Consider the following 22,199-nt stretch of genomic DNA (forward strand, 5'->3'; position numbering starts at 1 on the left):
TTTTTAGCAGTCTACTGCATAGAAAAATCAAAGATCCAGTCACATATCAATTTTCAAGGTTTTAAAATGACTTTTATACAATCATCTTCACGATTATTAAAAATTTGATAACCGTAGCTCGCTTCTTCAAGGGGAATTTTGTGCGTAATAATCTCTTTTGGATCAAATTCTTTGTTTGTTATTTTTTCAAATAGTTCCGGCATAAAATGAATGACAGGTGCTTGTCCCATTTTTAAATTAATATTTCTAACCCAAAATGCCCCGAGTGGAAAGGCATTATAATTTCCGCCATAAACACCAGTCATTTGAACTGTTCCATATTTTCTTACGGCTTTCGTAGCGATTTGAATAGGGCCGAGAGTTCCGCCTTGTAATTTTAATTTTTGTTCCAGAAATTCTAGAGGTGATTTTTTCCCATCCATCCCCACGCAATCAATGACTACATCGGCACCGCCATGTGTAATTTCCTTTAAATGTTCTCCCATATCAGGAAATTTTGTAAACTCAAATACCTCAACATTGTTAATCTTTTTTGCATAATTTATTCGATAATCTAAGTAATCGACTGCGATTACGCGTTTAGCACCTTGCATCCAAGCGAATTTTTGTGTCATTAATCCAACAGGTCCACAACCAAGGACGATAACAGTATCACCTCGCTTAACGCCTGCGTTTATTACACTCCAATAAGCTGTTGGCAAAACATCGGATAAAAACAGTAGAGATTCATCTTCCAGTTCGCATGATTCTGGTATAACAAATGGAGTGAAATTTCCGAAAGGAACTTTTAAATATTCTGCTTGTCCGCCTGGATGGTTACCAAATTTCTCTGTATAACCAAAGTATCCACCAGAATCATAATGAGGATTGGAGTTATCACATTGGCTTTCCATTTCATGTTGGCAATAAAAACAATGTCCACAAGCAACGTTAAAGGGGATTACAACACGGTCGCCTTTTTTCACTTTCGTAACATCTGGACCTACTTCTTCAACAATGCCCATTGGCTCATGGCCAATAATATATCCTTGTGGTAAAGGCATGTTACCTTGATATAAATGTAAATCAGAACCGCAAATAGCGGTTGAAGTAATTTTTACAATAATATCATCTTTTTTTTCTAACTTTGCATCATCCACTTGTTTAACTTGTACTTGGTTTGGACCTTGATAGGTTACAGCTTTCATCTCGTATCTCCTTAGGAATCATTTTTCAAAATTTATCCCGCATTAACGGGCAGTAAGATCCCCACCTCAAAATTCAGCGGAAGCAAAGAAGTTAGGTGGGGGGGCGGGCTGCACGTAAAAGCCCGATTGGTGAGGGCTGATTAAAGTTTCACTTTATATGTATCTCTTGGCAAAACAGAAATCTTTAGTAAAGAGGAATCTATACATAGTGTTGTTATGACAGTATGTTATAGCAACTCTTCTTTCTTATGTCTTCTGCACTATTTTAAGAAGAAATTCAATATTTATTCATAAACTAATTCCCATAAAAAGGATAATTATTATTTCATAATCTGTAGCATATTAAAAACATCGGAGGTGAAATAATATGGCAAACAATAATAGTGGAAATCGTAATGAATTGTTAGTTCGAGGTGCTGAACAGGCTCTTGATCAAATGAAATATGAAATTGCACAAGAGTTTGGTGTACAACTTGGTGCAGATACAACAGCTCGTTCAAATGGATCTGTTGGTGGTGAAATTACAAAACGTTTAGTAGCAATGGCTGAACAACAACTTGGTGGTAGAGCTAACCGCTAAGTAAATTGACATACAATATAGTAGATATGTAAATCAATTTCTTTTGTATATGTGTAAAAATAAAAACCCTTATAGTAAATGGATTCTCACTCAAAGATTATTGATAATCTTCTTTCATAATCTTTGAGTATTTGATTTGTAAACTACTTTCCTAAACAATAAACACGCAGTGTTGGAAAGGTGTTTTCCATGCATAGTAGAAAATCTTTTGCAGGAAAAAGCATACTTAAAAATTTGATTTCAATATTGAAATCAATATTGATTATGATATTTTCGAAAGGGAGGAATTTAAAAATGGGTATTTTAAGTGGAAATCCTCAAAATGAGCCGTTACATTACGGAGAAGTATTTGATATTTGGAGTTATCTTCTTGCTGCACAGGGTGCGATTGCAAGTCATCAAGTATTTATGAATCACACAGGTGATGAAGATTTGAAGAAGTTTTTAGAAAGCTTAATTGAAAATGATATGAATTCGGAGATAGAAGAATTAAAGGCGCTTTTAAAAGTTAATGGGGTTGCTTTACCGCCTGCTCCTCCAGAACGACCAGTCGCATCTATTGAAGATATTCCTCCAGGAGCACGTATTAATGATGTTGAAATAGCAGCAGCTGTTTCTGCAGGATTAGCAGCTGGACTTGTGACATGTAGTCAAGTGATGGGAAAATGTCTTCGAGAAGATGTAGGGATGCTATTCGGACAATTTCATATGAAAAAAGCGCAAGCAGGTGTAACTTTGCTGCGTTTAAGTAAGAAAAAAGGGTGGGTAGTTCCACCTCCATTACATGTAAGAAATTCTGATCAAGCTTAATAAACAAAAATAAAAAAGTGGCATTGGCCACTTTTTTATTTTTTAGATGTATCCCCACTTCGGATTTGTTTATTTAGTTTCTTAAATATAAGAAAAAAAGTATTTTCATGCGTAATGTATCTTTTTGTCTACATATTTTCCATAGTCGGGTACAGCGATTTTATCGAATTCTTGAACAAGTGTTTTGAGGCTTGTTGATAGCAATTCACCTGACATTGGTATCCCATGTCCAGTAATAGCGACCAGAGGCTTTAATTCTTCTAATTTAATGACTGATTCTTTAGCGGCTTTCCAGTCTGTTGTTAAATAACGAGGGGGGCCGCTTATTTCCTGTTCCTGAGTAAATACTTTATATAGATATTCCTGTTTCACTGTAACAAAAGCATCACCAGCAATTAAAGTTCGGTCTTTTTCTCGAAATAATGAAATATGCCCAGGAGTATGCCCTGGTGTATGAATCCATCTAAACTCTGGCATATGAGGAATAGTTCCATCGGTAGGTAGCGCTTTTACGCTACTTCCTAAATCAATTGGTTCATTAGGGAACAGGGGAGACATTTTCGCTACTATACCACCTTCAACTGTTGGATCTGGTTCAGGATAGCTTTGTTGTCCAGTCAAGAACGGTATCTCCATTTCATGAGCATAGACTGGAACATCCCAATACTTGATGAGTTCAATTATTCCCCCAACATGATCAAAATGCCCGTGAGTTAAAATAATTGCTTTTGGGCGGTTGTTTGTACCAAATCGCTTCTCAGTGACAGAGATAATTTCATTTGCACATTTAGGCATTCCAGCATCAACTAAAACAAAATCATCGGTATGCGGATTTCCAACAAAACATATGTTGACGATTTGAATCGTGTAGCAAAATAAATCAGACAATACTTCGAGGCCATGACCACTTTCAATTGAAGTTGCTGGAATAAACTTGTAATCACTTCCATAATTCATTTCCTTGTCCACTTGTTATCCCCCTTAATTTATTCCAATATGACATTATAGTTCCCTAATTTTGAAAATCCATTTTTGGGGATATCGTTCTATGAATACAATTTCATTCATTTCTCTTAATATTCCACATTCCGTTTTACTTACATAGAATAGAATGCATATTCAAAGTTATTTTTATGGCAATTCAGAAAGTCTCTACTTGAAGTAGTCATCCACCTTTGGAGATTTTATAGTATATCAACTTTGTTTCTTACTCGTTTATTACATTTAATCTCACAAGTACCCATTATTAAAATGAGGAGAGAAACGTACTTGAATATAGAAAGTTTTTAATTTGAGAGGAGGAACTATCATATGGAAAAGGTACTAACGTTTAATTTTCCGGGGGAAAGACATGTGGACCCAACTCTTGCTCTTATTGAAGAATTAGTAAAAAGAGGAGAAGAAGTTGTTTACTATTGTGTAAAGGAGTATAAGGAGAAGTTTGAAAGAACAGGAGCTTCGTTTCGTCCATATGAAAATTTTTTAGCAACAGTAAACATGTTGGAAAGGATGAAAGGAAAAATAAATTCCTCTGAACTATTATTACATATGGTAAAATCCATGGACAACACAATAAAGATTGTTATAGAAGAACTGGCGGTTTCTTTTCGATTGTTTTGTTATTCTTATGGTTCTTTTTGTATTAAGGTAAATTCAATTTTTATATCAAAATTTCGAGAAATAAGTTAAGCAGTATGAGTAAATAATTGAACCATAATAAGATAAAGAAATAAAATTTAAATCTTAATGTTGGTTAGTAGATATATATTTACTTATTAACCTATCTTAGACTTTTGAAAGTATTTTCTGATTTTAGTTAAAAATTTTTGTCAAAAATAAGCATGTCATTTTATGGGAAATTTTGTCGTATGTATTCAATTGATGTAAGAATTTTCTTATAATGTAACTTGTTTATGGAAAATGATTCTATTATAAGTTTAAGAATAAAGATAATTAGGGAAGTTTGAATGAAATGGATTAGAAGACAGGATGAATCATAAAGTGAAAATTTGATCAGTGGAGGTTTTATGGGAAGTATATTTTCCACGTAGCTTCCTTGCTTCCAATCAGGGATTGGGCCACTGTATCAAGGTGAACAGAAATATTTATAATATTCATGCGAAAAAGGAGGGAGTTTTATGTATTTTGTAAGAAAGAAAACAAGGAATCGCTGGGTAACGCAAATTCAAAAAAACGCTAGTAGTGTAACTCGAGAAAATGGCTACTCATTTATTGACCAGTATATCAAGGACAAGCGAATCATTCTTCTGGGGGAAAACTGTCATGGAGTTGCGAATTATTATTCAACCAAAATCGATATAATCCGTTACTTGCATGAAAATCATGGATATAATGTCGTTGTTTTTGAAAGCGGCTTACTGGAAGCTACAATGTGTGAGATGTTTCTAAGTAACCACTCTACCGAAGAGAAGATACGGAATGGTTTTCTTGATATCTTTCATAATGAAGAAATGAAGGCACTTTTCACTGGAGAATGGGCTCAGCACTTGAAAATAAGTGGTATGGATGTTCAACCAACATATCCTTTAATATCTGAATATATGCTGGAATGGGTAAAGGATCATACAGATAATGACTTATATAATTCTTTAAAGAAAGTTGAAATGACGTTCTTCGAGTTGGATAAAGAAATGATGTACAAGGTAACAAGACAATTGAAGTCTAGGATGAAAGTGCTAATTGAGGAATACCAAAAGTGGTTAGTTTTTTTCAATTCAAAACGAATGAAATATGCAGAGTGCGTGAATAACAGGATGCTGGAACTGATTCACCGAGGGATGATCAATAGGGTGCAATGGCTGAAGACCAATTTGAAAGGGTACTTGTCCTCTGGGATACTTAGAGGGAAATTAATGTTTGAAAACTTAGAATGGCTACTCGATAATTATTATAAAAATGAAAAAGTTATTGTTTGGGCTCATAACTTTCATATTCGAAAAAAACAAACGTGGCCCTCGAAATTATTGGGTATAAAAAGTGTTGGTCATCTGTTGAGACAAAATCGTGATAATGACTGCTTTTCTCTGGGACTCTATGCAGGAAGTGGAAATGTAGCTTCATTATTAAGAGTTGACATAGAAATAGACACTACAAAAAAGAATCATTTAGAGTCTTTACTGGATGAAGCCTCAAAAAACGACATATTTTTGCCTTTGGACATAATAAATCAAAAAGGAAAGAAAAATATGTGGTATGACCAGAAATGGTGGTTGTTGGAATCTGGATTGATGAGTTTTGCTCCTAAAGTTCTTTATCCGCAAGAGCATTATGATGCTCTTCTGTTTTTTAAGGACGTGCGTCCGCCACTATATTTTAATCATAAAAAAAGTGAAGAAGGACATATCTAGTAAAAGAATCTAAAATTTCAAATCAATGTCGATATGATAAGAATATTCAGTTTTTTGTTAATATTCCACTTTTATATAATCGTAAAATTATTATAAAAAATGAGGTATATCTAATAAAAAACATTTGACAGTTAGTGTAAAAAATGTAAAATAAAAACAAGAGCTAGTTGTATGATAGTTCTGAAAATTAAGGAAAGGAGGAACTAAAATGAATAATGCTAATCAGTTTGACTTAGATGTGAAGATTAAATCTTCTTCAACAAATGGTGATGTAGATCCTAATACTGTTACAACTTCAGCACCTTGTGTTCAGGCTATAATATTAAGCGTAAGATATTGCACACGTATTACGTGCCGAGGATGTTTCTAAAATTCGAGGAGCTGATTCCAGTTTAAAGAGCTGAATTCAGCTCTTTTCTACTTAAACGTAAAAGAAACGAGGTAGGTTAAGATGAGCAAAATTGAAAAAATAGGTAATCGTGGACATGCTGTATTCGAAACCGAAGATTATTATATGTTAAGAACTCCCTCTAAATCTCTAAACTATTTTAGTAATCTATCAAAAAGCGATGAAGATGAAATGTTAAGACACTTCAGAGAGGATATGTTTCTTAGGTCGGCCATTTCTGTTTCCAGTCCTAATCTTTATGAAATGTTCTTAAAAAAAATGGATTCAATTCTTCAAAATAAGGAATCGAAAAAAAACAGACAAATCATATCGAGTCTAATGAAATATGCACTCCGTAGTTGTTCCCGTCCCACTCCTTTCGGCCTATTTTCGGGTATTGCAACGGGCAGGTTTTCAGCTGAAGCATCTTTTGACATAAAAATAGTAAATAGATTTGACAGAAGGACAAGGCCTGATATGGAATGGCTATTAGGCGTTGTCAGAGTTCTTGAACAGAATGATGATGTACTACCTTACTTAAGAGTCAGGAAGAATATGTCATTACATAAAGTGGGGAAAAGGTTGAATATCAAGTTTATGAGTTTACACGGTCGAAGTAAGGGGAATGCCGAAAAGGAAATTTCTGTAGCTTATACGGCTGTGCTGGAAAAAGTTTTAATGTTAACAGAGGCTCCCATCTTCTTTAAGGAATTAGAGAGGGAGTTATTTAATGAATACCCTGATGTAGATCAAGATGTTATATATAGCTATTTGAAACAATTAGTGAATCAAGAAATCCTTTATACTGAATTGAAACCACCAATGAATGATATTAATCCATTGGATTACATTAACTCTGTACTGAATAACGTTTACAAAGTTAGGAAGAATAATGGTCTTTCTCGTAATTTAGAATGTATTGATGAAATTCAACAAATCAAAAGTTCTATAGACAAGTATAACGAAGAAAATATTCTACCGCTGGGACAGGAATTCCATGCACTTTCTACAGATATGAAGAAACTATTTAAATGTATAACCCCGTTGCAAATAGATTCTTTTATAAAGACAGAAAGGAATGTCTTGCCTGAAAAAATGAAGGATGAAATAGCGGACGCTGCCGAATGCTTATGGAAGCTAAACCGTGATTCTAAGAATGAGAGAATGAATCAGTACAAGAATAAATTTATTGAAACATACGGAGTGTTCAGAGAAGTTCCTTTGATGGATGCTATCAGTGCTGAGAAAGGGATAGGATTCCCAGAAAATGATGATGGATTAAATCAAAGTGAAAAATTGAATAGAATGATGCTGTCTTTGGATGCTTCGAAGCAAATTATTCTAAATAACCTTGTTTCTAATGCGATAAAGCAGGGGGAAAGGGAAATAATACTAACGAATGAGGTTCTTGATACAATTTCTTCAGAAAATTTTATCGGAGAAACACCAGAAGGGGTTGACATCTATGCTGAAATAATACGGAACGGATCCGAGGGTTATAGAATCGTATTAAATCCGCAGGCTGGTGCACAGGGGGTAGGAAAGTCAAGTGGACGTTTTTTATATAATGATTATCAATTAAAGAATAAGTTTTTAGAAAGCCACCAAAAAGTAAGGATTCAGAATTGTCATTTGGAATATGTTGAACTCACTTATATACCTACGGGGGGAAGGGTGGGGAACGTTATGCAGGGAGTCACTCCTACTGAATATGAGTTAAGTATGACTGGAATAAGGAATGGTAAGGCAAAGCAGGTTGATTTGAGTGACCTTTTCTTAATGGCCACCCCGGACAGACTTTTAATAAAGTCCCGAACCCTTAATAAAGAAATCCGAGTAATCGCTAGTAATATGTATAACTATCATAATGCCCCGAAGCTATGTAAATTCTTATTAGAACTTACTGCGACTCAATATGCCAATTGGGGATTGTTTAATTGGGGAGTATTGCAATATAACGAATATCTACCTAGGGTAAAACGAAAAAATATAATCCTATATCCACAGACATGGAGATTCCAAGACCTAAAATTAAGGATAGACCCTGCATATTGTGAATTAGGTCTAGAAGATGGTATAAAAAAATGGCTTAAGGACTGGGATATTCCTCGGTATGTTTATTTGACATTTTCTGATCTCAGATTACTGATAGATTTACATAACCCCGCACACTTTAAAGAGTTAGTAAATGAAGTCAAGAAAAATCAACAATTTGAACTGCAAGAATTCATAGGTACATTTGAAGATAGAATTGTTGAAAGTGATGAAGGTAAACATATCATGGAAGTGGTGATTCCTGTAATTAGAAGAGAGGCTACCTTCTCAAACTATCTAGATCTTAATGTACAGGATGTACATCATAGTACTGTCAAAAGAACGATATATCCAGGGGAAGAATGCCTCCATATAAAATTATATGGCTCCTTGGGAGAACAGGAAGAGTTCATCAACCAAGAACTGTTGGAGTTTGGGGAGAGTTTGAGACGGAGTGGGGAAATCGATAAGTGGTTTTTTATTAGATATTTGGACCCTGAGCCACATATAAGATTGAGATTATTCGGTCCGCCTTATAAGTTGAATGGATCGGTGATTGCCAAAGTCAACACATTCGCAAAAGCTAACATACATAATGGGTATCTACAAACCTATTCTCTTAGCCCATATGAAAGGGAACTTGAAAGATACGGGGGAACAGGCTTGATTGAGCAGGTCGAAGATGTATTCTGGACTGATAGTGTTGTCGCCGCTAACCTTCTTAAATTTCTTAATAATAAACAAAACGGAAATGTATTTAATAAAGAAATAGTAGCGGCAATCAGCATAGTGGAGATGTTAGATTCTTTTGGTTTAACCACTGAAGAAATTCATCAAGATATATTTCATGAATCCAATCTTAACAAATTTATGGAAAACTTCAGAAGAAGTAAGGAAAAGTTGATACCGCTTCTTAACATTATGGATAATTGGGCCAGCTTGAGAAATTATGTAGGGGGGGAAGAATTGCTTTCAATACTAGAACCAAGAAAAAAGTACATCCAATTATTAGTCAAAAGTATAAAGGAATCCATCCAGAATGGACATATAATTCCACAGCAAATAAGCATATTGATTGACAGTCTTGTCCACATGCACTGTAACCGATTGTTAGGCCCAAATAAAATAGAGGATGAAGTAAGGGCCCTCATAAAATTAACGACTAGATCCCATATCTACATTAAGAATAAAGAATCCTTTAGGACAGAATTATCATTAAATTAATAAATTCTAATGAATAACGTATAAATTTGAATAGAAAGGGGGAACAACAATGTCTATGCCGAGGGAGAAAATAAGTATAGGTAATTTCCTAGATACATTCCGAGCGTGGCCTCGAATGTACCGTCTTATCTGGATGGCAAAAAAAAGCTACTTTATAGGAATTCTCATCTTATCTATCATTAATGGTCTTATACCAGCAGCTATGATTATCCTGATGGAGAGACTAGTTAATCAGATCAGTCAGGAAAATGATACAAAAATCGTATTTGGCCTGTTTGGCCTGTATATGGGATTGATGATAGTTTCGACAATCCTTGATACGTTAATGAATACTGTGAAGACTATTTATCAAGAATTGTTAACTAAAGAGATAGACATGAGGATTATTGAAAAGGCATCCGTATTACCTTATGAATATTTTGAAGACCATGAGATTTATGACAACATACAAAGAGCGAGGAATGAATCCACATACCGTCCCTTCCAGATCTTCGATCAAACCCTTGGAATCATTAGTGGTTTGGTTACTTTAGCATCGGTAGCAGTGATACTAATAGTATGGAAGTGGTGGCTAATAATCGTATTACTAATTATCCCTTTATTATCTGCATTTTCCTTCCTAAAGCTGGGACGACAGGAATTTATGCTCAGTTTTTTTCAGGCATCAAAGAGAAGAATTTTATACTATATTACGCTTTTAATGACGACTGACCAAAATGTGAAGGAAATAAAAACTTTTGATAAGACTGATACTATGAAGAGGAAATATGTGGAGACCTACAATCGAATCTTTAAGGAGAATAAGAAGATGACGATGCGAAGGTTCAGGACGACTACCATTTTTGATTTACTGACAATAACCATTGTTGGTTTTGTATTGTTGTATCTTATTTATGAAGCTTATATGGGCTTGATTGCAATTGGTTCTCTTGTTGCATATATCCAGGCTGTCAACAGGACGCAGGCTCAATCATCTTCCGTCTTAAGGCTATGTTTTGGTCTTTATGAAAACAATCTCTTTTTAAACCAACTTTTTTCCTTTATGGATCTACCTGAATCTACACAAATAAAGGGTTTAATGCAACCCACTATACCAAATGACATGGAAATAGATGAATCATCCTTGCGGTTTAATGATGTTTCTTTCACATATCCAAATAGAGCAGAAGCAGCCTTACAAAACATTAGTCTTACGATAAAACCTGGTGAAATAGTTGCTTTGGTCGGTGAGAACGGTTCAGGTAAATCAACGTTAACAAAATTAATCAGTAGGTTATTTAACCCTACTGAGGGGACGATTACGTACAAGGGAAAATTGATTCAACAATTTGAAATAAAAGAGTGGAAGTCAAAATTAAGTGTTGTGTTCCAGGAATTTAATAGATATGAGCTGACCGCTTATGAAAATATAACTCTAGGTGGTACTGAATATGGAAAGAAGGATGTTCAGAGAGCAGCTTGCCTTTCATGCTCAGAGGAGTTTCTTCAATCTCTTCCAGAAAAGTATAGTTCCCAATTAGGTGTCTGGTTTGAAGGAGGTGTACAGCTTTCTGGAGGTCAATGGCAGAAATTAGCTATTGCTAGAGCGTTTATCAGAGATGCAGAAATATATGTTATGGATGAACCTACTTCATCTATTGACGGATTCTCCCAAGAGGAAATTTTCAACAATTTTAAAGAGATTTGCAGTAATAAAATAGGCCTTTTCATTTCGCATCGTTTGTCTAATGTTATACATGCTGACAAAATTGTTGTTTTAAAGGATGGTAGAATTCATGACGTTGGGACTCATGAACAATTATTGGAAAGATGCGATCTGTACAATAGATTATATAATGCTCAGGCTGGCCGATATGTTAAAGGAAACGAAGCGGAATTAAGTGTTACTTCTTAATCAATGATAGGAGGATTCAACATGAATGGTAGTGTTTCTGCAATCAATAGTGAAGTTGAAATAATCATACAAAAATTAGTGAGAAAACTTTCAAATCCGGAATTAGTAGAATTTGAATTTGAAAGAAAAAACTTGCAACCTTGGAATCCATTATCCTTATCCCATGGGTATCCGGGCCTTATTATTCTTTTTTCCGAAATGGATAGATATTATCCAGACAAAAATTTTGATAATGTAGCCCATCAGTATATGATTAAATTAAGGGACTTATTAGAAACGGCTGATATACAAGGAAATGTTTCCTTATTTAATGGGTTTTCTGGTATCAATTATACTGTTCTCTTGGCTTCTAAGGAGGGGACAAGATATTCCTCTATGCTCAACACACTTGATGATCATCTATACAAATTGGCTGATTCATTCATGGAACAAGTTGAAAAAAAACATGAAGATTTACCATTTGGATCATTTGAATTTTGTTATGATCTTGTAATGGGAATAACCGGTATAGGACGTTATGCCTTGGAAAGCCGACATCCAGGAATGAAAAAATTACTCGAAAGAATTTTGACTCATCTGGTGCATCTAGCAACCGAAAAACTTGTAGAAGGAGAAAAAGTAACAAATTTCTTTTCACCGCCAGAAACCATCATTGTTGAGGAGGACAAACTAAGGTTTACTTCCGGTTATATGAATCTTGGGCTATCTCATGGTATTGCTGGCCCTCTTGCGTTACTTTCTTTGGCAATAACCAAAGGAATTGTTGTCAAAGGGCAATCTCAGGCAATTGATATACTTTTTCAAACTTTACACCGAATGGCATCCAAAGATGGATATGGTTATTATTTCAAACGTATGTTGGGATTGGAGGATATTCTAAATGGAGTAAGTTGTAATAAAGAGGAAGATGGGAGATTCGATGCATGGTGTTATGGAAGTTTTGGAATTGCAAGGGCATTATCACTGGCGTATGAGGCACTGGAGAGAGAGGAAATGAAAGAGATGACAAGTGAGTTGCTGTATTCGTTAGTCACAGTTCCTGTTGAAAAGATGAATGTTAAATCATCTATCTTATGTCATGGCTATGGTGGGAATATGCAAATTTTAAATCGACTTTCTCATTCTAAGGTTATCCAAGAAGATTGTAAGTTAAGGAATCTTCTTGAAAAACGGAAAACTGAATTACTGAAAGTATTAATTAATCAATTCGATAGTAAGTCTGAATATGGATTTTATGACGTAATATATCAAAATAACAGTTTTAAAAGAGAGGAGAAAATAGGGTTTCTTGAAGGGGTTGCTGGTGTATTGCTTTCATTGGTGAGTTGTATAAAAAGTCAGGAAGCTCGTTGGGATGAAATTCTATTACTAGGTTAGTAAGCGTAGCAAATAAATACTGAAAGTTTTCAGTTTCTTATAGTACTACCTGATGAGTAGAAGAGATATATTTATAAATTACACCCAAAAATATCAAAAATACTTTTCTCATATAGATGAGATGTTCACTTATTTTGCTTTAGGAGATTGAATGACCGAAGGGGGGCTTTTGATGATTTTTGGGTGTTTTTGTGTAATGCTTAATGAAAAAATAAAGAGAAATCTTTAATTATGTACCTTATTTTATATTCGCTTAGTAGTTTATGTTTGTTGTGTAATAGGAGATGCATATGGATAGAATACGTACAGTAGTTATATAAGAATAACACAAAATATTCTTTAGAGATATTTGGCCCGTTTACATTTATCCTAAGATTCACTGCATCATTGTATTGATTTTGGGAATATATCGATGCATCAAGCTTATTCTTACACCTTATAAAAAATTGCTTCAATAGCTTCACCTAAGATACTACTTAGTCGCTTGATTTAAAAGACAGATACCATGCTGATGTAGTAAATAATTAAAATTCCTATTTTTCATAAAATATTTTTGATTCTATACCACAACAAGTCTTTGATTTTATAAAAGAAAAAAGAGGGCTTAATGGTTGGTTTATCTGAATATAAGACTGTATTACGAAAACAATATACATAAAACTATATTGTAGCAATTTTGCAGTTAGAAAATAAATAACGTGTTTTTTAATTATATGTTTTTTCAATATAAACGATATGGTTGCTTTTTAATTCTTTTAATAATTTTTTGGAACAAATGTTAAATTTAAGTGTTTTTTAGTTATCTTACATTAAATAAAAATACTATCAATCAAAAATTATTAAATGAATATGATTAAAAACGGAGGAATATACATGGATATGATTAAAAAGGCATTTCTTATAACAATATTATTAACTATCTGTTCTCCTTTATTTAATGCCCCATATAAAGTAAAAGCAGAAATAAATACTAATATCTTTTTTTTATTATTAAAAAATTCGAATGAAACGGAGAAAATAGAAGCGTTTATAAATGCGAATTTTTCTAACATTCAAACAGATAGTGTGAAAGAAATTGGAATGATTAATTTAACATTAGACAATTCAAAAAAAATGCAATCTGTCTTAAAAAACATAAAAAATAAATTCCCGAATTCTGTTGACTGTTATGGAGAAAGTTCAAAAATAACTTTGCCCAAAAAGTCAATAAAACATCAAATGAGAAAATATAGTTTCCTATCTAATCCTATTACTATAAATACAGATAAGACTAATAATTTATATACTAAGTATACATGGAATATATCAGATGTGACGAATAACTATCAATCATATAGTATAAGTAAAGGAAATAGTAACACCTCTATTGCATTGATAGATAGCGGTGTAGACACTATGCATCCGGATTTAAAACATAGTATTAATTTAAGTAAAGCAAAATCTTTTGTAGAAGGAGATTCTAGCTTAGAAGATAAATTGGGGCATGGTACTCAGGTAGCAGGTATCATTTCAGGTAAGGGAAATATGAAAGGTATATCCCCTGATACTCAAATTGTTCCATACAAAGTAATTGGAGAAAAAAATGGTGAGTCGAAATGGGTAATTCAAGCTATAGTACAAGCAGCCAGAGATGAAAATGACATAATCAATCTAAGTTTAGGTACATTTAAATCGGTAGAAAAAAGCTCTGATCAAGCAACAATACGAGCGTACAAAAAAGCAATTGAATATGCTGAAAGTAAGGGCTGCATAATTGTCGCTTCAGCAGGAAACCATGGTATTAATCTAGATCAGCCATTGGAAACAACTAGTCCAGATGGAGAAAAAGACTTTCAAATATATCTACCTAGCAGTCTTGAAAATGTTATTACAGTTTCAAGCAACAAAAAAAATAATACACTAGCTTCTTACTCTAATTATGGAAATGTTATTGATTTTTCAGCTCCTTCCGGAGATTATGGACCTGATTTCAATAATGATTTCCAAATTGATTTTAATGAATGGATTCTCACGACGTCTTCTAATTATATAGAAATTTCTGAAATAGAAAAAGGTTTAGGAATACCTACAGGATATACACTCTCCTTAGGTACTAGTTTAGCTTCACCTCAAGTAAGTGCTACAGCAGCTTTAATCATTTCAAAGTACCAAGAAATCCATCACCAAAAACCAAATTCAAAACAGGTCATTCAATACTTAAAAGATGGAACTGTTGATTTAGGTAATGACGGGAAGGACTTTCAATTTGGCTATGGTAAAATTAATGCTTACAATAGCCTGTTATCTATAAATTAAATTGTATTTCGATTCAATTTTCGAAAAACTTGTCAACAAGCTAATTAGTAAAATGAAGGCACAAGTCATTTCCTTTTGTAAAATAGGTTTTTCCGTATAATTTAAAATATAGATTCATCTTTAATAGTGAATCTAATTCTATTAAAAGAATAATAATCCCTTCTATATAGGAAGGAATTAACAAAAGTCGTCGATGACAAAATGAAAGACCTGTTTCCGCTTATAAGCGGAAAAAAACGGGTTATGCTTTTATATAGCGTAACCCGTTTTTTTTGATAATCGCTTATTTTTTTCCTGAGTAATTACTGTATATGGGTATTCCCATTTCACTGTAACAAAATAAATCAGGCAATACGTCGATGCCATGACCACTTTCAATTGAAGTTGCTGGAATAAACTTATAATCACTTCCATAATTCATCTCATTGTCCACTTTTTATCCCCCTTAAGTTATCTTCATACACATTATAGTTCCCTAATTTTGAAAATCCATTTTGGAGCATTTGAGAAAAGAATGAGTGGGGGATTACAAAAAATAATAATTTAGTCTTAAAATTAAGGGGGAGATATGTCAATTTATATAAAATGTAACCAAAGAATATTGATTTTAAAGTCGTAGTTTATATTATTTTTTTGAGTGTAAGTGTATGTCTTTTAAGAGGACATACCAAGTTCTTTTATTTTGATAATTACTTGAAACTTGAATGGGCAAAACATGATCAAGCCCCCATTCTAATTCGTTTATTTCATTTTCAAGTCCTGTTGGATGGAGGAAAAGGATCTTAAAATTATTTTTAACAATATTTGATAAAACTGTTTGTAATTCAAGCGCTTCAGTCAAGCTTCCGCCCCATCTAACAAATAAAATGGATTGAGAATTATGAATTCTTTCGTAAAGGTTATCAATTCTTCGATCTAATTTTTGTTTAAAATCATGGTATGTGATGAACCAATCTTTATTCGGAATAACAGGAAAATCATGATAAGATGTTACGTTATATTTTGTATCTTTTATAATATGAGAAAAAACAGGTTGTATCACGCCATCATTAAACACGACATTTTTCTCTGGCATTGCTTGCATGTTTTTTAAATCCATAAAGTCTACGAAATTATTTTTCAATAATTTGTTGATAGAAGAAAGATTCGGTGATACAAACCAATCTAGAGGACCTGAATATTTCCGCAGCTTATATTTTTTTAGATGAATAGCAGTATAACAATTTTCCCCTAAACTAATAACATCATCATACATTCCTTGAAGCTTTTTCATTTCCAATACAATCATCCTTTTTTAGAAAAATTAGAAGGTATATATAAATTCTAAAAAGCGTTATTATGACACGAAATACGCTTTTGAAAAATAGGAGAACGGGTTAATTATAAATAATATATGTATGTATAAAACCTCCTGTGAAAAGGCTCACAGGAGGTTAAACTAAGGCGTATTTCGAGTTATGTACCATTTGTTGAGGTAAGAATTGTGAGTGATAATTCATGGCGTTTCTATAATAAAGGGGCAAAACAGAAATACATTGAAGTTAGTTGTGAGCAAATTGTAATTTAAAATCGAGAGGAAATAAGAAGCCCTAGTTGCTTCATTATGCAACTAGGGCATTATTTAATCTCTTCCTAACTTAATTATATCATGTAAATCAAGTTCAAAATAGACTGTTTCTTCTCATTTACTCCTGCTACAATCAAGAACACATGCAAAGTAAGGAGAGATGTTATATGAGTTCTTTCGTTCTCGATTTTCAGGAAATAGAAAAGGTGCAGCTTTCACTTGTCGGTGGAAAAGGATTGAATTTAGGGGAGTTATCTAATATTCAAGGGATACAAGTGCCAGAAGGATTTTGTGTGACAACAGTAGGATATGAAAAGGCCATCGAGCAAAATGAAGATTTTCGTACTTTGTTGCAGCAGCTAACCAAGTTGAAGCGTGAAGACCGAGCTCAAATTGGTGAAGTTAGCAAGAAGATTAGAGAAGTCATTATGGCAGTACAAATCCCTACTGATGTAGTGGAAGCAGTAACTCAGTATCTCTCACGTTTTGGAAATGAACATGCGTATGCCGTGCGCTCTAGTGCGACGGCTGAAGATTTACCGTATGCTTCATTTGCTGGTCAACAAGATACGTATTTAAATATTATCGGAAAAGAAGCGATTTTGCAGCATGTAAGAAAGTGCTGGGCGTCTTTATTTACAGAGCGAGCCGTTATGTACCGCATGCAAAATGGTTTTGAACATAATCAAGTTTCTATATGTGTTGTCGTTCAAAAAATGGTTTTCCCTGAGGCTTCGGGAATTTTATTTACGGCTGATCCGGTTACTTCTAACCGAAAGGTGCTATCAATTGATGCCAGTTTTGGACTTGGTGAGGCGTTAGTATCAGGACTGGCCTCTGCCGATAATTATAAAGTAAAAGAAGGCAAAATTACCGAAACGATGATAGCGACTAAAAAATTAGCTATTTATGCTGTAAAAGAGGGCGGAACAGAGACGAAACAAATTGATCCGGCTCAGCAAAAGGTTCAAACATTGTCTGAACAACAAATATTACAACTAGAACAGATCGGAAGACAGATTGAAGCTTATTTTGGCTGTCCACAAGATATAGAATGGTGTTTAGTCGATAACGTATTTTATATTGTCCAAAGTCGCCCCATTACGACTGTATATCCAATTCCTGAAGAAAATGATGGGGGAAATCATGTGTATATATCAGTTGGTCACCAACAAATGATGACCGATGCGATGAAACCGCTTGGGTTATCTTTTTTCCTGTTAACGACTAATGCTCCTATGCGTAAAGCGGGAGGACGGCTGTTTGTTGATGCTACACAACAATTAGCTTCACCTGCTAGCAGAGATTATTTAATAAATACTTTAGGAAAATCAGATCCACTCGTAAGAGATGCATTAACGACTATAATCGAGCGAGATAATTTTATTACATTGTTGCCGGATGATGAAAAAGAAAAGATTGTTAGTAAAAGTAAGCAACCTGTAAATCCGCAATCAGAAATCGAAAATGATCCGGCAATCGTTACGAATTTAATACAGAATAGTGAAGCATCAATCGAAGAGTTAAAACGAAACATGCAAACGAAATCAGGGACGGATGTACTTGATTTTATTTTGGAAGATATTCAGCAATTAAAGAAAGTATTATTTAACCCGCAAAGTATCGCTGTCATTATGGCAGGTATGAATGCTTCAATATGGATGAATGAAAAGATGGAGCAATGGTTAGGCGAAAAAAATGCAGCAGATACACTTTCTCAATCGGTACAAAACAATATTACGTCAGAAATGGGTTTAGCATTAATGGATGTTGCGGATGTGATTCGACCGTACCCAGAAGTTATTGCGCATTTACAACATGTAGAAAACGATAACTTTTTAGATGAAATAGTTCAGTTTAAAGGTGGAGAAGAAGCCCGAGATGCAATTCTAACTTTTCTAAATAAATACGGAATGAGATGTAGCGGAGAAATTGATATTACGAAAACGCGCTGGAGTGAAAAGCCAACTACAATTATTCCGATGGTTTTAAATAATATAAGAGACTTTGAAGCGGGTGCTAGTAAACGGAAATTTGAAGAAGGACTGCAAGAAGCTTTGAAAAAGGAAGAAGAATTATTAGAGCGATTGCAGCAATTGCCGGATGGAAAACAAAAGGTAGAAGAAACGAAGCGAATGATTCGTAATATACGTAATTTTATCGGTTATCGTGAATATCCGAAATATGGTATGATTAATCGTTATTTCATATATAAGCAGGCGTTGCTGAAAGAAGCTGAGCAACTTGTGCAGATCGGTGTCATTCATGAAGTTAATGATATATACTATCTAACTTTTGAAGAGCTTCACGAAGTTGTTCGCACGAATAAACTAGATTACGAGCTTATTCAAAAACAAAAAAATGATTACAAATTATATGAAAAACTAACGCCTCCTCGCATCATGACGTCTGATGGAGAAATCATTACAGGTAAATATAAACGAGAAAACCTCCCAGCTGATGCGATTGTAGGTTTGCCTGTTTCTTCAGGAGTGATTGAGGGAAGAGCTCGCGTTATTTTAAACATGGAAGAAGCGAATCTAGAAGAGGACGATATATTAGTTACTGCTTTTACTGACCCTGGCTGGACACCATTATTTGTGTCTATAAAAGGGTTAGTCACGGAAGTTGGCGGACTTATGACTCATGGAGCAGTAATTGCACGTGAATATGGATTACCAGCAGTTGTTGGAGTAGAGAATGCTACAAAATTAATAAAAGATGGACAACAAATACGGGTACATGGGACTGAAGGGTATATTGAAGTGTTGTAATGAAATAAAAGATCATCCGCTATTATAGTGGATGATCTTTTCATATATACTTGACTTATTTCTTTAAACCAGCCGCATAAAAAGGTCCATGAACTGCGATTGTTGATAAAATATGAGCAATTTCCTCTGGTGTTTCTTTTTGTCCGTTATTTAACCATTGCTGAATCACACCAATATGAGCAGATGCCATATAAGAGGCTAAGTATTGGCTTGGGACAAGTAAATTCTCTTTATTAATGAGAGCGCCATTCGTATCTTCAAATATTGTTTTCCACATAAAGTCTTTCAGTTTTGTTTGGAAAGATAAATCTCCTTTTGGACTTAATACAGCTTTCATAAAATCACTATTTTCATTTAGAAATTCAAGAATAGAAGTGATGAGTATAAACGGCATTGTTGGGGAAGGGCTTGAGCCGAGATCGGCAATAACTTCCGGAAGTTTCTGTTTAGCAATGTTAGAAAACTTATACATAATTTCTTCTTGGCATTTCGTCATTAAATCAAACTTATCTTGATAATGTGCATAAAACGTACCGCGATTTATGTTTGCTTTCGTTGTAATATCTTTCACTGTAATGGCGTCAAAGCCTTTTTCTTCAATTAATTCCACAAATGCATTTCGTATGGCAGTTTTCGTGCGAACAACACGTAAATCTAAATTACTATCACGCAAAATAGGTTCCTCCTTAATTTTAGCCAACATATTTTAAGAATGTGTCTTATAACCGACACATTCACGATTTTTGATTATTGTATAAGGTTCAACTCAAACATATAATTCAAATATAAATAAACAACACGTTGTTGGTTATTATAAATCAAATGATAGGAGGAGAAAAGAAAATGTTTAATAATAAACTTTTATGGTTATCACCAGTTATTGCACTACTTGTTGTTTTTATTTTTTCATTAACGTTATTTCCAACTGTTCAGCCTCAGCCGAAAAACTTGCCAATCGCAATTGTAAATGAGGATCAAGGAGTAGAAATTCCGAATCAACCGAAGATGAATATGGGGCAAACGATTGTTGATAATATGAAAAAAACATCAAAATCAGAGGAAGAACACGCAGTGAAGTGGGTAGAAGTGAAAAATAAAGAAGTAGTTCAAAAAGGCTTAAATAATCAAGAGTATTACGCAGCATTAGTTATTCCAAAAGACTTTAGTAAAAAACAAGCATCATTACGAACACCACAGCCATCTTCGCCAGAGGTAGAAATATTCATCAATCAAGGAATGAATACAGCAGCATCATCTATGGCAGGACAAATGTTAAATGGGATCGTTGATAATATGAACAATACTGTTCGTACTCAGCTCCTAGATGGATTAAAAGCAAAAGGAGCTACATTAACAGCAGATCAAGTTTCAAATGTAGTAACACCGATTACAAAGAAAGTGACAAATGTAAATGAAACCGGCAAAAATAGTGCGAATGGTAACTCGCCAATGTCTTTATTCCAACCGTTATGGATTGCAAGTTTAGCGAGCGCAGCAATTATCTTTATGGCGATAAGTAAAATGCCGATTCGTACAAGAAAAGAAAACTTCGTATTAAAACTAAAGCAAATCGTAACAGGCGCAATTGCCGCATTTGTTATTGGGTTCGGTCTTACATGGATTGCGGATGGAATGGTAGGATTAAATATTTCAAATTTCACTGATACAGCACTATTTTTATCTATTACATCCTTTAGTTTCTTCTTAATGATATCGGCGGTACTTTCATTAGTTGGACTAAAAGGAATTGGTGTATTCGCACTCTTACTATTCTTTGGGGCACCGTTATTATCATTAGCACCGGAAATGTTGTCGCCATTTTATCAAGACTGGGTGTACGCATGGTTGCCAATGCGATTTATGATTGAAGGACTGAGAGAAATATTCTTCTTCGGGAAAGGGTTAAGCTGGAGTACACCTCTTACTGTGCTCGTTTGGATTGGTGCGGTAAGTATGGCTATTATTCTATTGACTGCTTTCAAACGTAGTGCAATAAAGGAACATAAAACAGAATTAAACGCTTAGAAAAAAGAACGTTTCACTCGTAGTGAAGCGTTCTTTTTGTGATGAAATAATGATTAGTCTATAGGGAAATGAAGAGTTCGCATTTGTGGTTCTTTTTGTATACATGCTCCTGCTATTACAAATTGCATAAAATGTTATGCGGAATAATGGAGGGGATACAATGTATAATTGGAATTATTATGATTCGTATAGGCAAAATGATAAGCTGATTCGCGATATTGAGAAAGCAATTAATGGAGAGTTTAGTGCAATAAGTTGCTATGCGAAATTAGCTAACATGGCTCCAAATACGGCGGAACGAAATCAAATTCTTGAAATTCGTAACGATGAAATAAAGCATTTCCATCATTTTGTACAAATCTATACAAATTTAACTGGTCAGCAGCCGAAACCACAAATTACGGAAGATTGTCCAAATACGTATTTACAAGGATTAGAATTCGCTATACAAGATGAACAGAAGACAGTAGATTTTTACTTAGAAATTTCAGATGAAACATCGGATGCACATTTGAAAGAGTTAATGCGCAGAATAGCTGCCGATGAACAAAATCATGCGGTGTGGTTTTTATATTATTTTGTGAAGACGAAGTGAATGCTTAAGGAATTAAAACCGTTTCACTAGTAGTGGGACGGTTTTTTTGTGAAATACAAGCTGTAAATATAGTAGCTAATT

At 34.1% G+C, this 22,199-nt stretch carries 15 protein-coding genes and 2 pseudogenes; 11 read left to right on the forward strand and 6 right to left on the reverse strand.

The features are described 5' to 3' along the window. Positions 1 to 53: 53 nt before the first annotated feature. Entirely contained in the window at positions 54 to 1,187 is a 1,134-nt protein-coding gene (locus ACTFRS_RS02865; protein ID WP_000649081.1) for a zinc-dependent alcohol dehydrogenase, read from the reverse strand. Between the two features lie 367 nt (positions 1,188 to 1,554). Here ACTFRS_RS02865 and sasP point away from each other — a divergent pair, with 367 nt between their 5' ends. Together sasP and ACTFRS_RS02875 are read left to right on the forward strand one after the other, a co-directional pair. Then, complete coding sequence (sasP, locus tag ACTFRS_RS02870) at positions 1,555 to 1,767, forward strand: small acid-soluble spore protein, SasP family (protein ID WP_000002833.1); 213 nt, start codon at positions 1,555 to 1,557, stop codon at positions 1,765 to 1,767. 294 nt (positions 1,768 to 2,061) lie between these two features. Further along, positions 2,062 to 2,577, forward strand: a complete 516-nt coding sequence (locus tag ACTFRS_RS02875; protein WP_242293309.1) for a DUF3231 family protein — start codon at positions 2,062 to 2,064, stop codon at positions 2,575 to 2,577. 105 nt (positions 2,578 to 2,682) lie between these two features. Here ACTFRS_RS02875 and ACTFRS_RS02880 read toward each other — a convergent pair whose 3' ends face one another. Beyond that, the gene (locus ACTFRS_RS02880) at positions 2,683 to 3,546 is read right to left on the reverse strand and encodes an MBL fold metallo-hydrolase (RefSeq protein ID WP_242293308.1); all 864 of its coding nucleotides are present in this window, start codon (positions 3,544 to 3,546) and stop codon (positions 2,683 to 2,685) included. 384 nt (positions 3,547 to 3,930) lie between these two features. On the opposite strand from ACTFRS_RS02880, the gene ACTFRS_RS02885 reads away from it, so the two are divergent. The 5 genes from ACTFRS_RS02885 (at position 3,931) to ACTFRS_RS02905 (ending at position 12,862) form a co-directional block, all read left to right on the forward strand. Next, a complete protein-coding gene (locus tag ACTFRS_RS02885) occupies positions 3,931 to 4,266 on the forward strand; it encodes a hypothetical protein (RefSeq protein ID WP_440024308.1) in 336 nt (111 codons plus the stop codon). Between the two features lie 449 nt (positions 4,267 to 4,715). Then, entirely contained in the window at positions 4,716 to 5,945 is a 1,230-nt protein-coding gene (locus tag ACTFRS_RS02890) for an erythromycin esterase family protein (RefSeq protein WP_242293307.1), read from the forward strand. A gap of 451 nt (positions 5,946 to 6,396) precedes the next feature. Beyond that, a complete protein-coding gene (locus ACTFRS_RS02895; protein ID WP_242293306.1) occupies positions 6,397 to 9,591 on the forward strand; it encodes a lantibiotic dehydratase in 3,195 nt (1,064 codons plus the stop codon). Positions 9,592 to 9,640: 49 nt separating this feature from the next. Next, on the forward strand, positions 9,641 to 11,485 hold the full coding sequence (locus tag ACTFRS_RS02900; protein WP_242293305.1) for an ABC transporter ATP-binding protein: 1,845 nt from the start codon (positions 9,641 to 9,643) through the stop codon (positions 11,483 to 11,485). Between the two features lie 21 nt (positions 11,486 to 11,506). Beyond that, positions 11,507 to 12,862: a lanthionine synthetase C family protein gene (locus tag ACTFRS_RS02905; RefSeq protein ID WP_242293304.1), complete on the forward strand. Its 1,356-nt coding sequence runs from the start codon at positions 11,507 to 11,509 to the stop codon at positions 12,860 to 12,862. A 37-nt stretch (positions 12,863 to 12,899) separates the two neighbouring features. On the opposite strand, the pseudogene ACTFRS_RS02910 reads toward ACTFRS_RS02905, so the two are convergent. Beyond that, a pseudogene (locus tag ACTFRS_RS02910) lies at positions 12,900 to 13,146 on the reverse strand (IS4 family transposase); the annotation flags it as partial. Positions 13,147 to 13,735: 589 nt separating this feature from the next. Between ACTFRS_RS02910 and ACTFRS_RS02915 the strand changes: the two are divergent. After that, positions 13,736 to 15,157 (forward strand): S8 family serine peptidase, encoded by a 1,422-nt coding sequence (locus ACTFRS_RS02915; protein WP_242293303.1) that lies wholly within the window; start codon positions 13,736 to 13,738, stop codon positions 15,155 to 15,157. A 328-nt stretch (positions 15,158 to 15,485) separates the two neighbouring features. Here ACTFRS_RS02915 and ACTFRS_RS02920 read toward each other — a convergent pair. After that, positions 15,486 to 15,590 (reverse strand): annotated as a pseudogene (locus ACTFRS_RS02920) (MBL fold metallo-hydrolase); the annotation flags it as partial. Between the two features lie 192 nt (positions 15,591 to 15,782). Continuing rightward, the gene (locus ACTFRS_RS02925) at positions 15,783 to 16,445 is read right to left on the reverse strand and encodes a DUF1796 family putative cysteine peptidase (RefSeq protein WP_242293302.1); all 663 of its coding nucleotides are present in this window, start codon (positions 16,443 to 16,445) and stop codon (positions 15,783 to 15,785) included. Positions 16,446 to 16,891: 446 nt separating this feature from the next. On the opposite strand from ACTFRS_RS02925, the gene ppsA reads away from it, so the two are divergent. Next, entirely contained in the window at positions 16,892 to 19,498 is a 2,607-nt protein-coding gene (gene ppsA / locus ACTFRS_RS02930; RefSeq protein WP_242293301.1) for a phosphoenolpyruvate synthase, read from the forward strand. A gap of 55 nt (positions 19,499 to 19,553) precedes the next feature. Here ppsA and ACTFRS_RS02935 read toward each other — a convergent pair whose 3' ends face one another. Continuing rightward, positions 19,554 to 20,171: a TetR/AcrR family transcriptional regulator gene (locus tag ACTFRS_RS02935; protein WP_277932953.1), complete on the reverse strand. Its 618-nt coding sequence runs from the start codon at positions 20,169 to 20,171 to the stop codon at positions 19,554 to 19,556. A gap of 170 nt (positions 20,172 to 20,341) precedes the next feature. Here ACTFRS_RS02935 and ACTFRS_RS02940 point away from each other — a divergent pair, with 170 nt between their 5' ends. Continuing rightward, on the forward strand, positions 20,342 to 21,523 hold the full coding sequence (locus ACTFRS_RS02940) for a YhgE/Pip domain-containing protein (RefSeq protein WP_440024303.1): 1,182 nt from the start codon (positions 20,342 to 20,344) through the stop codon (positions 21,521 to 21,523). 160 nt (positions 21,524 to 21,683) lie between these two features. Then, complete coding sequence (locus tag ACTFRS_RS02945) at positions 21,684 to 22,118, forward strand: ferritin-like domain-containing protein (RefSeq protein WP_073530846.1); 435 nt, start codon at positions 21,684 to 21,686, stop codon at positions 22,116 to 22,118. Positions 22,119 to 22,199 lie beyond the last annotated feature (81 nt).

The organism is Bacillus cereus group sp. MYBK139-1 (genome assembly GCF_051916915.1).
Taxonomy (GTDB): domain Bacteria; phylum Bacillota; class Bacilli; order Bacillales; family Bacillaceae_G; genus Bacillus_A; species Bacillus_A pacificus.

Bases quoted from the DNA above. Each gene is read 5' to 3' on its own strand.
- ACTFRS_RS02865 (WP_000649081.1), bottom strand. From the start codon at position 1,187: ATGAAAGCTGTAACCTATCAAGGTCCAAACCAAGTACAAGTTAAACAA.
- sasP (WP_000002833.1), top strand. From the start codon at position 1,555: ATGGCAAACAATAATAGTGGAAATCGTAATGAATTGTTAGTTCGAGGT.
- ACTFRS_RS02875 (WP_242293309.1), top strand. From the start codon at position 2,062: ATGGGTATTTTAAGTGGAAATCCTCAAAATGAGCCGTTACATTACGGA.
- ACTFRS_RS02890 (WP_242293307.1), top strand. From the start codon at position 4,716: ATGTATTTTGTAAGAAAGAAAACAAGGAATCGCTGGGTAACGCAAATT.
- ACTFRS_RS02895 (WP_242293306.1), top strand. From the start codon at position 6,397: ATGAGCAAAATTGAAAAAATAGGTAATCGTGGACATGCTGTATTCGAA.
- ACTFRS_RS02900 (WP_242293305.1), top strand. From the start codon at position 9,641: ATGTCTATGCCGAGGGAGAAAATAAGTATAGGTAATTTCCTAGATACA.
- ACTFRS_RS02905 (WP_242293304.1), top strand. From the start codon at position 11,507: ATGAATGGTAGTGTTTCTGCAATCAATAGTGAAGTTGAAATAATCATA.
- ACTFRS_RS02915 (WP_242293303.1), top strand. From the start codon at position 13,736: ATGGATATGATTAAAAAGGCATTTCTTATAACAATATTATTAACTATC.
- ACTFRS_RS02925 (WP_242293302.1), bottom strand. From the start codon at position 16,445: ATGATTGTATTGGAAATGAAAAAGCTTCAAGGAATGTATGATGATGTT.
- ppsA (WP_242293301.1), top strand. From the start codon at position 16,892: ATGAGTTCTTTCGTTCTCGATTTTCAGGAAATAGAAAAGGTGCAGCTT.
- ACTFRS_RS02940 (WP_440024303.1), top strand. From the start codon at position 20,342: ATGTTTAATAATAAACTTTTATGGTTATCACCAGTTATTGCACTACTT.
- ACTFRS_RS02945 (WP_073530846.1), top strand. From the start codon at position 21,684: ATGTATAATTGGAATTATTATGATTCGTATAGGCAAAATGATAAGCTG.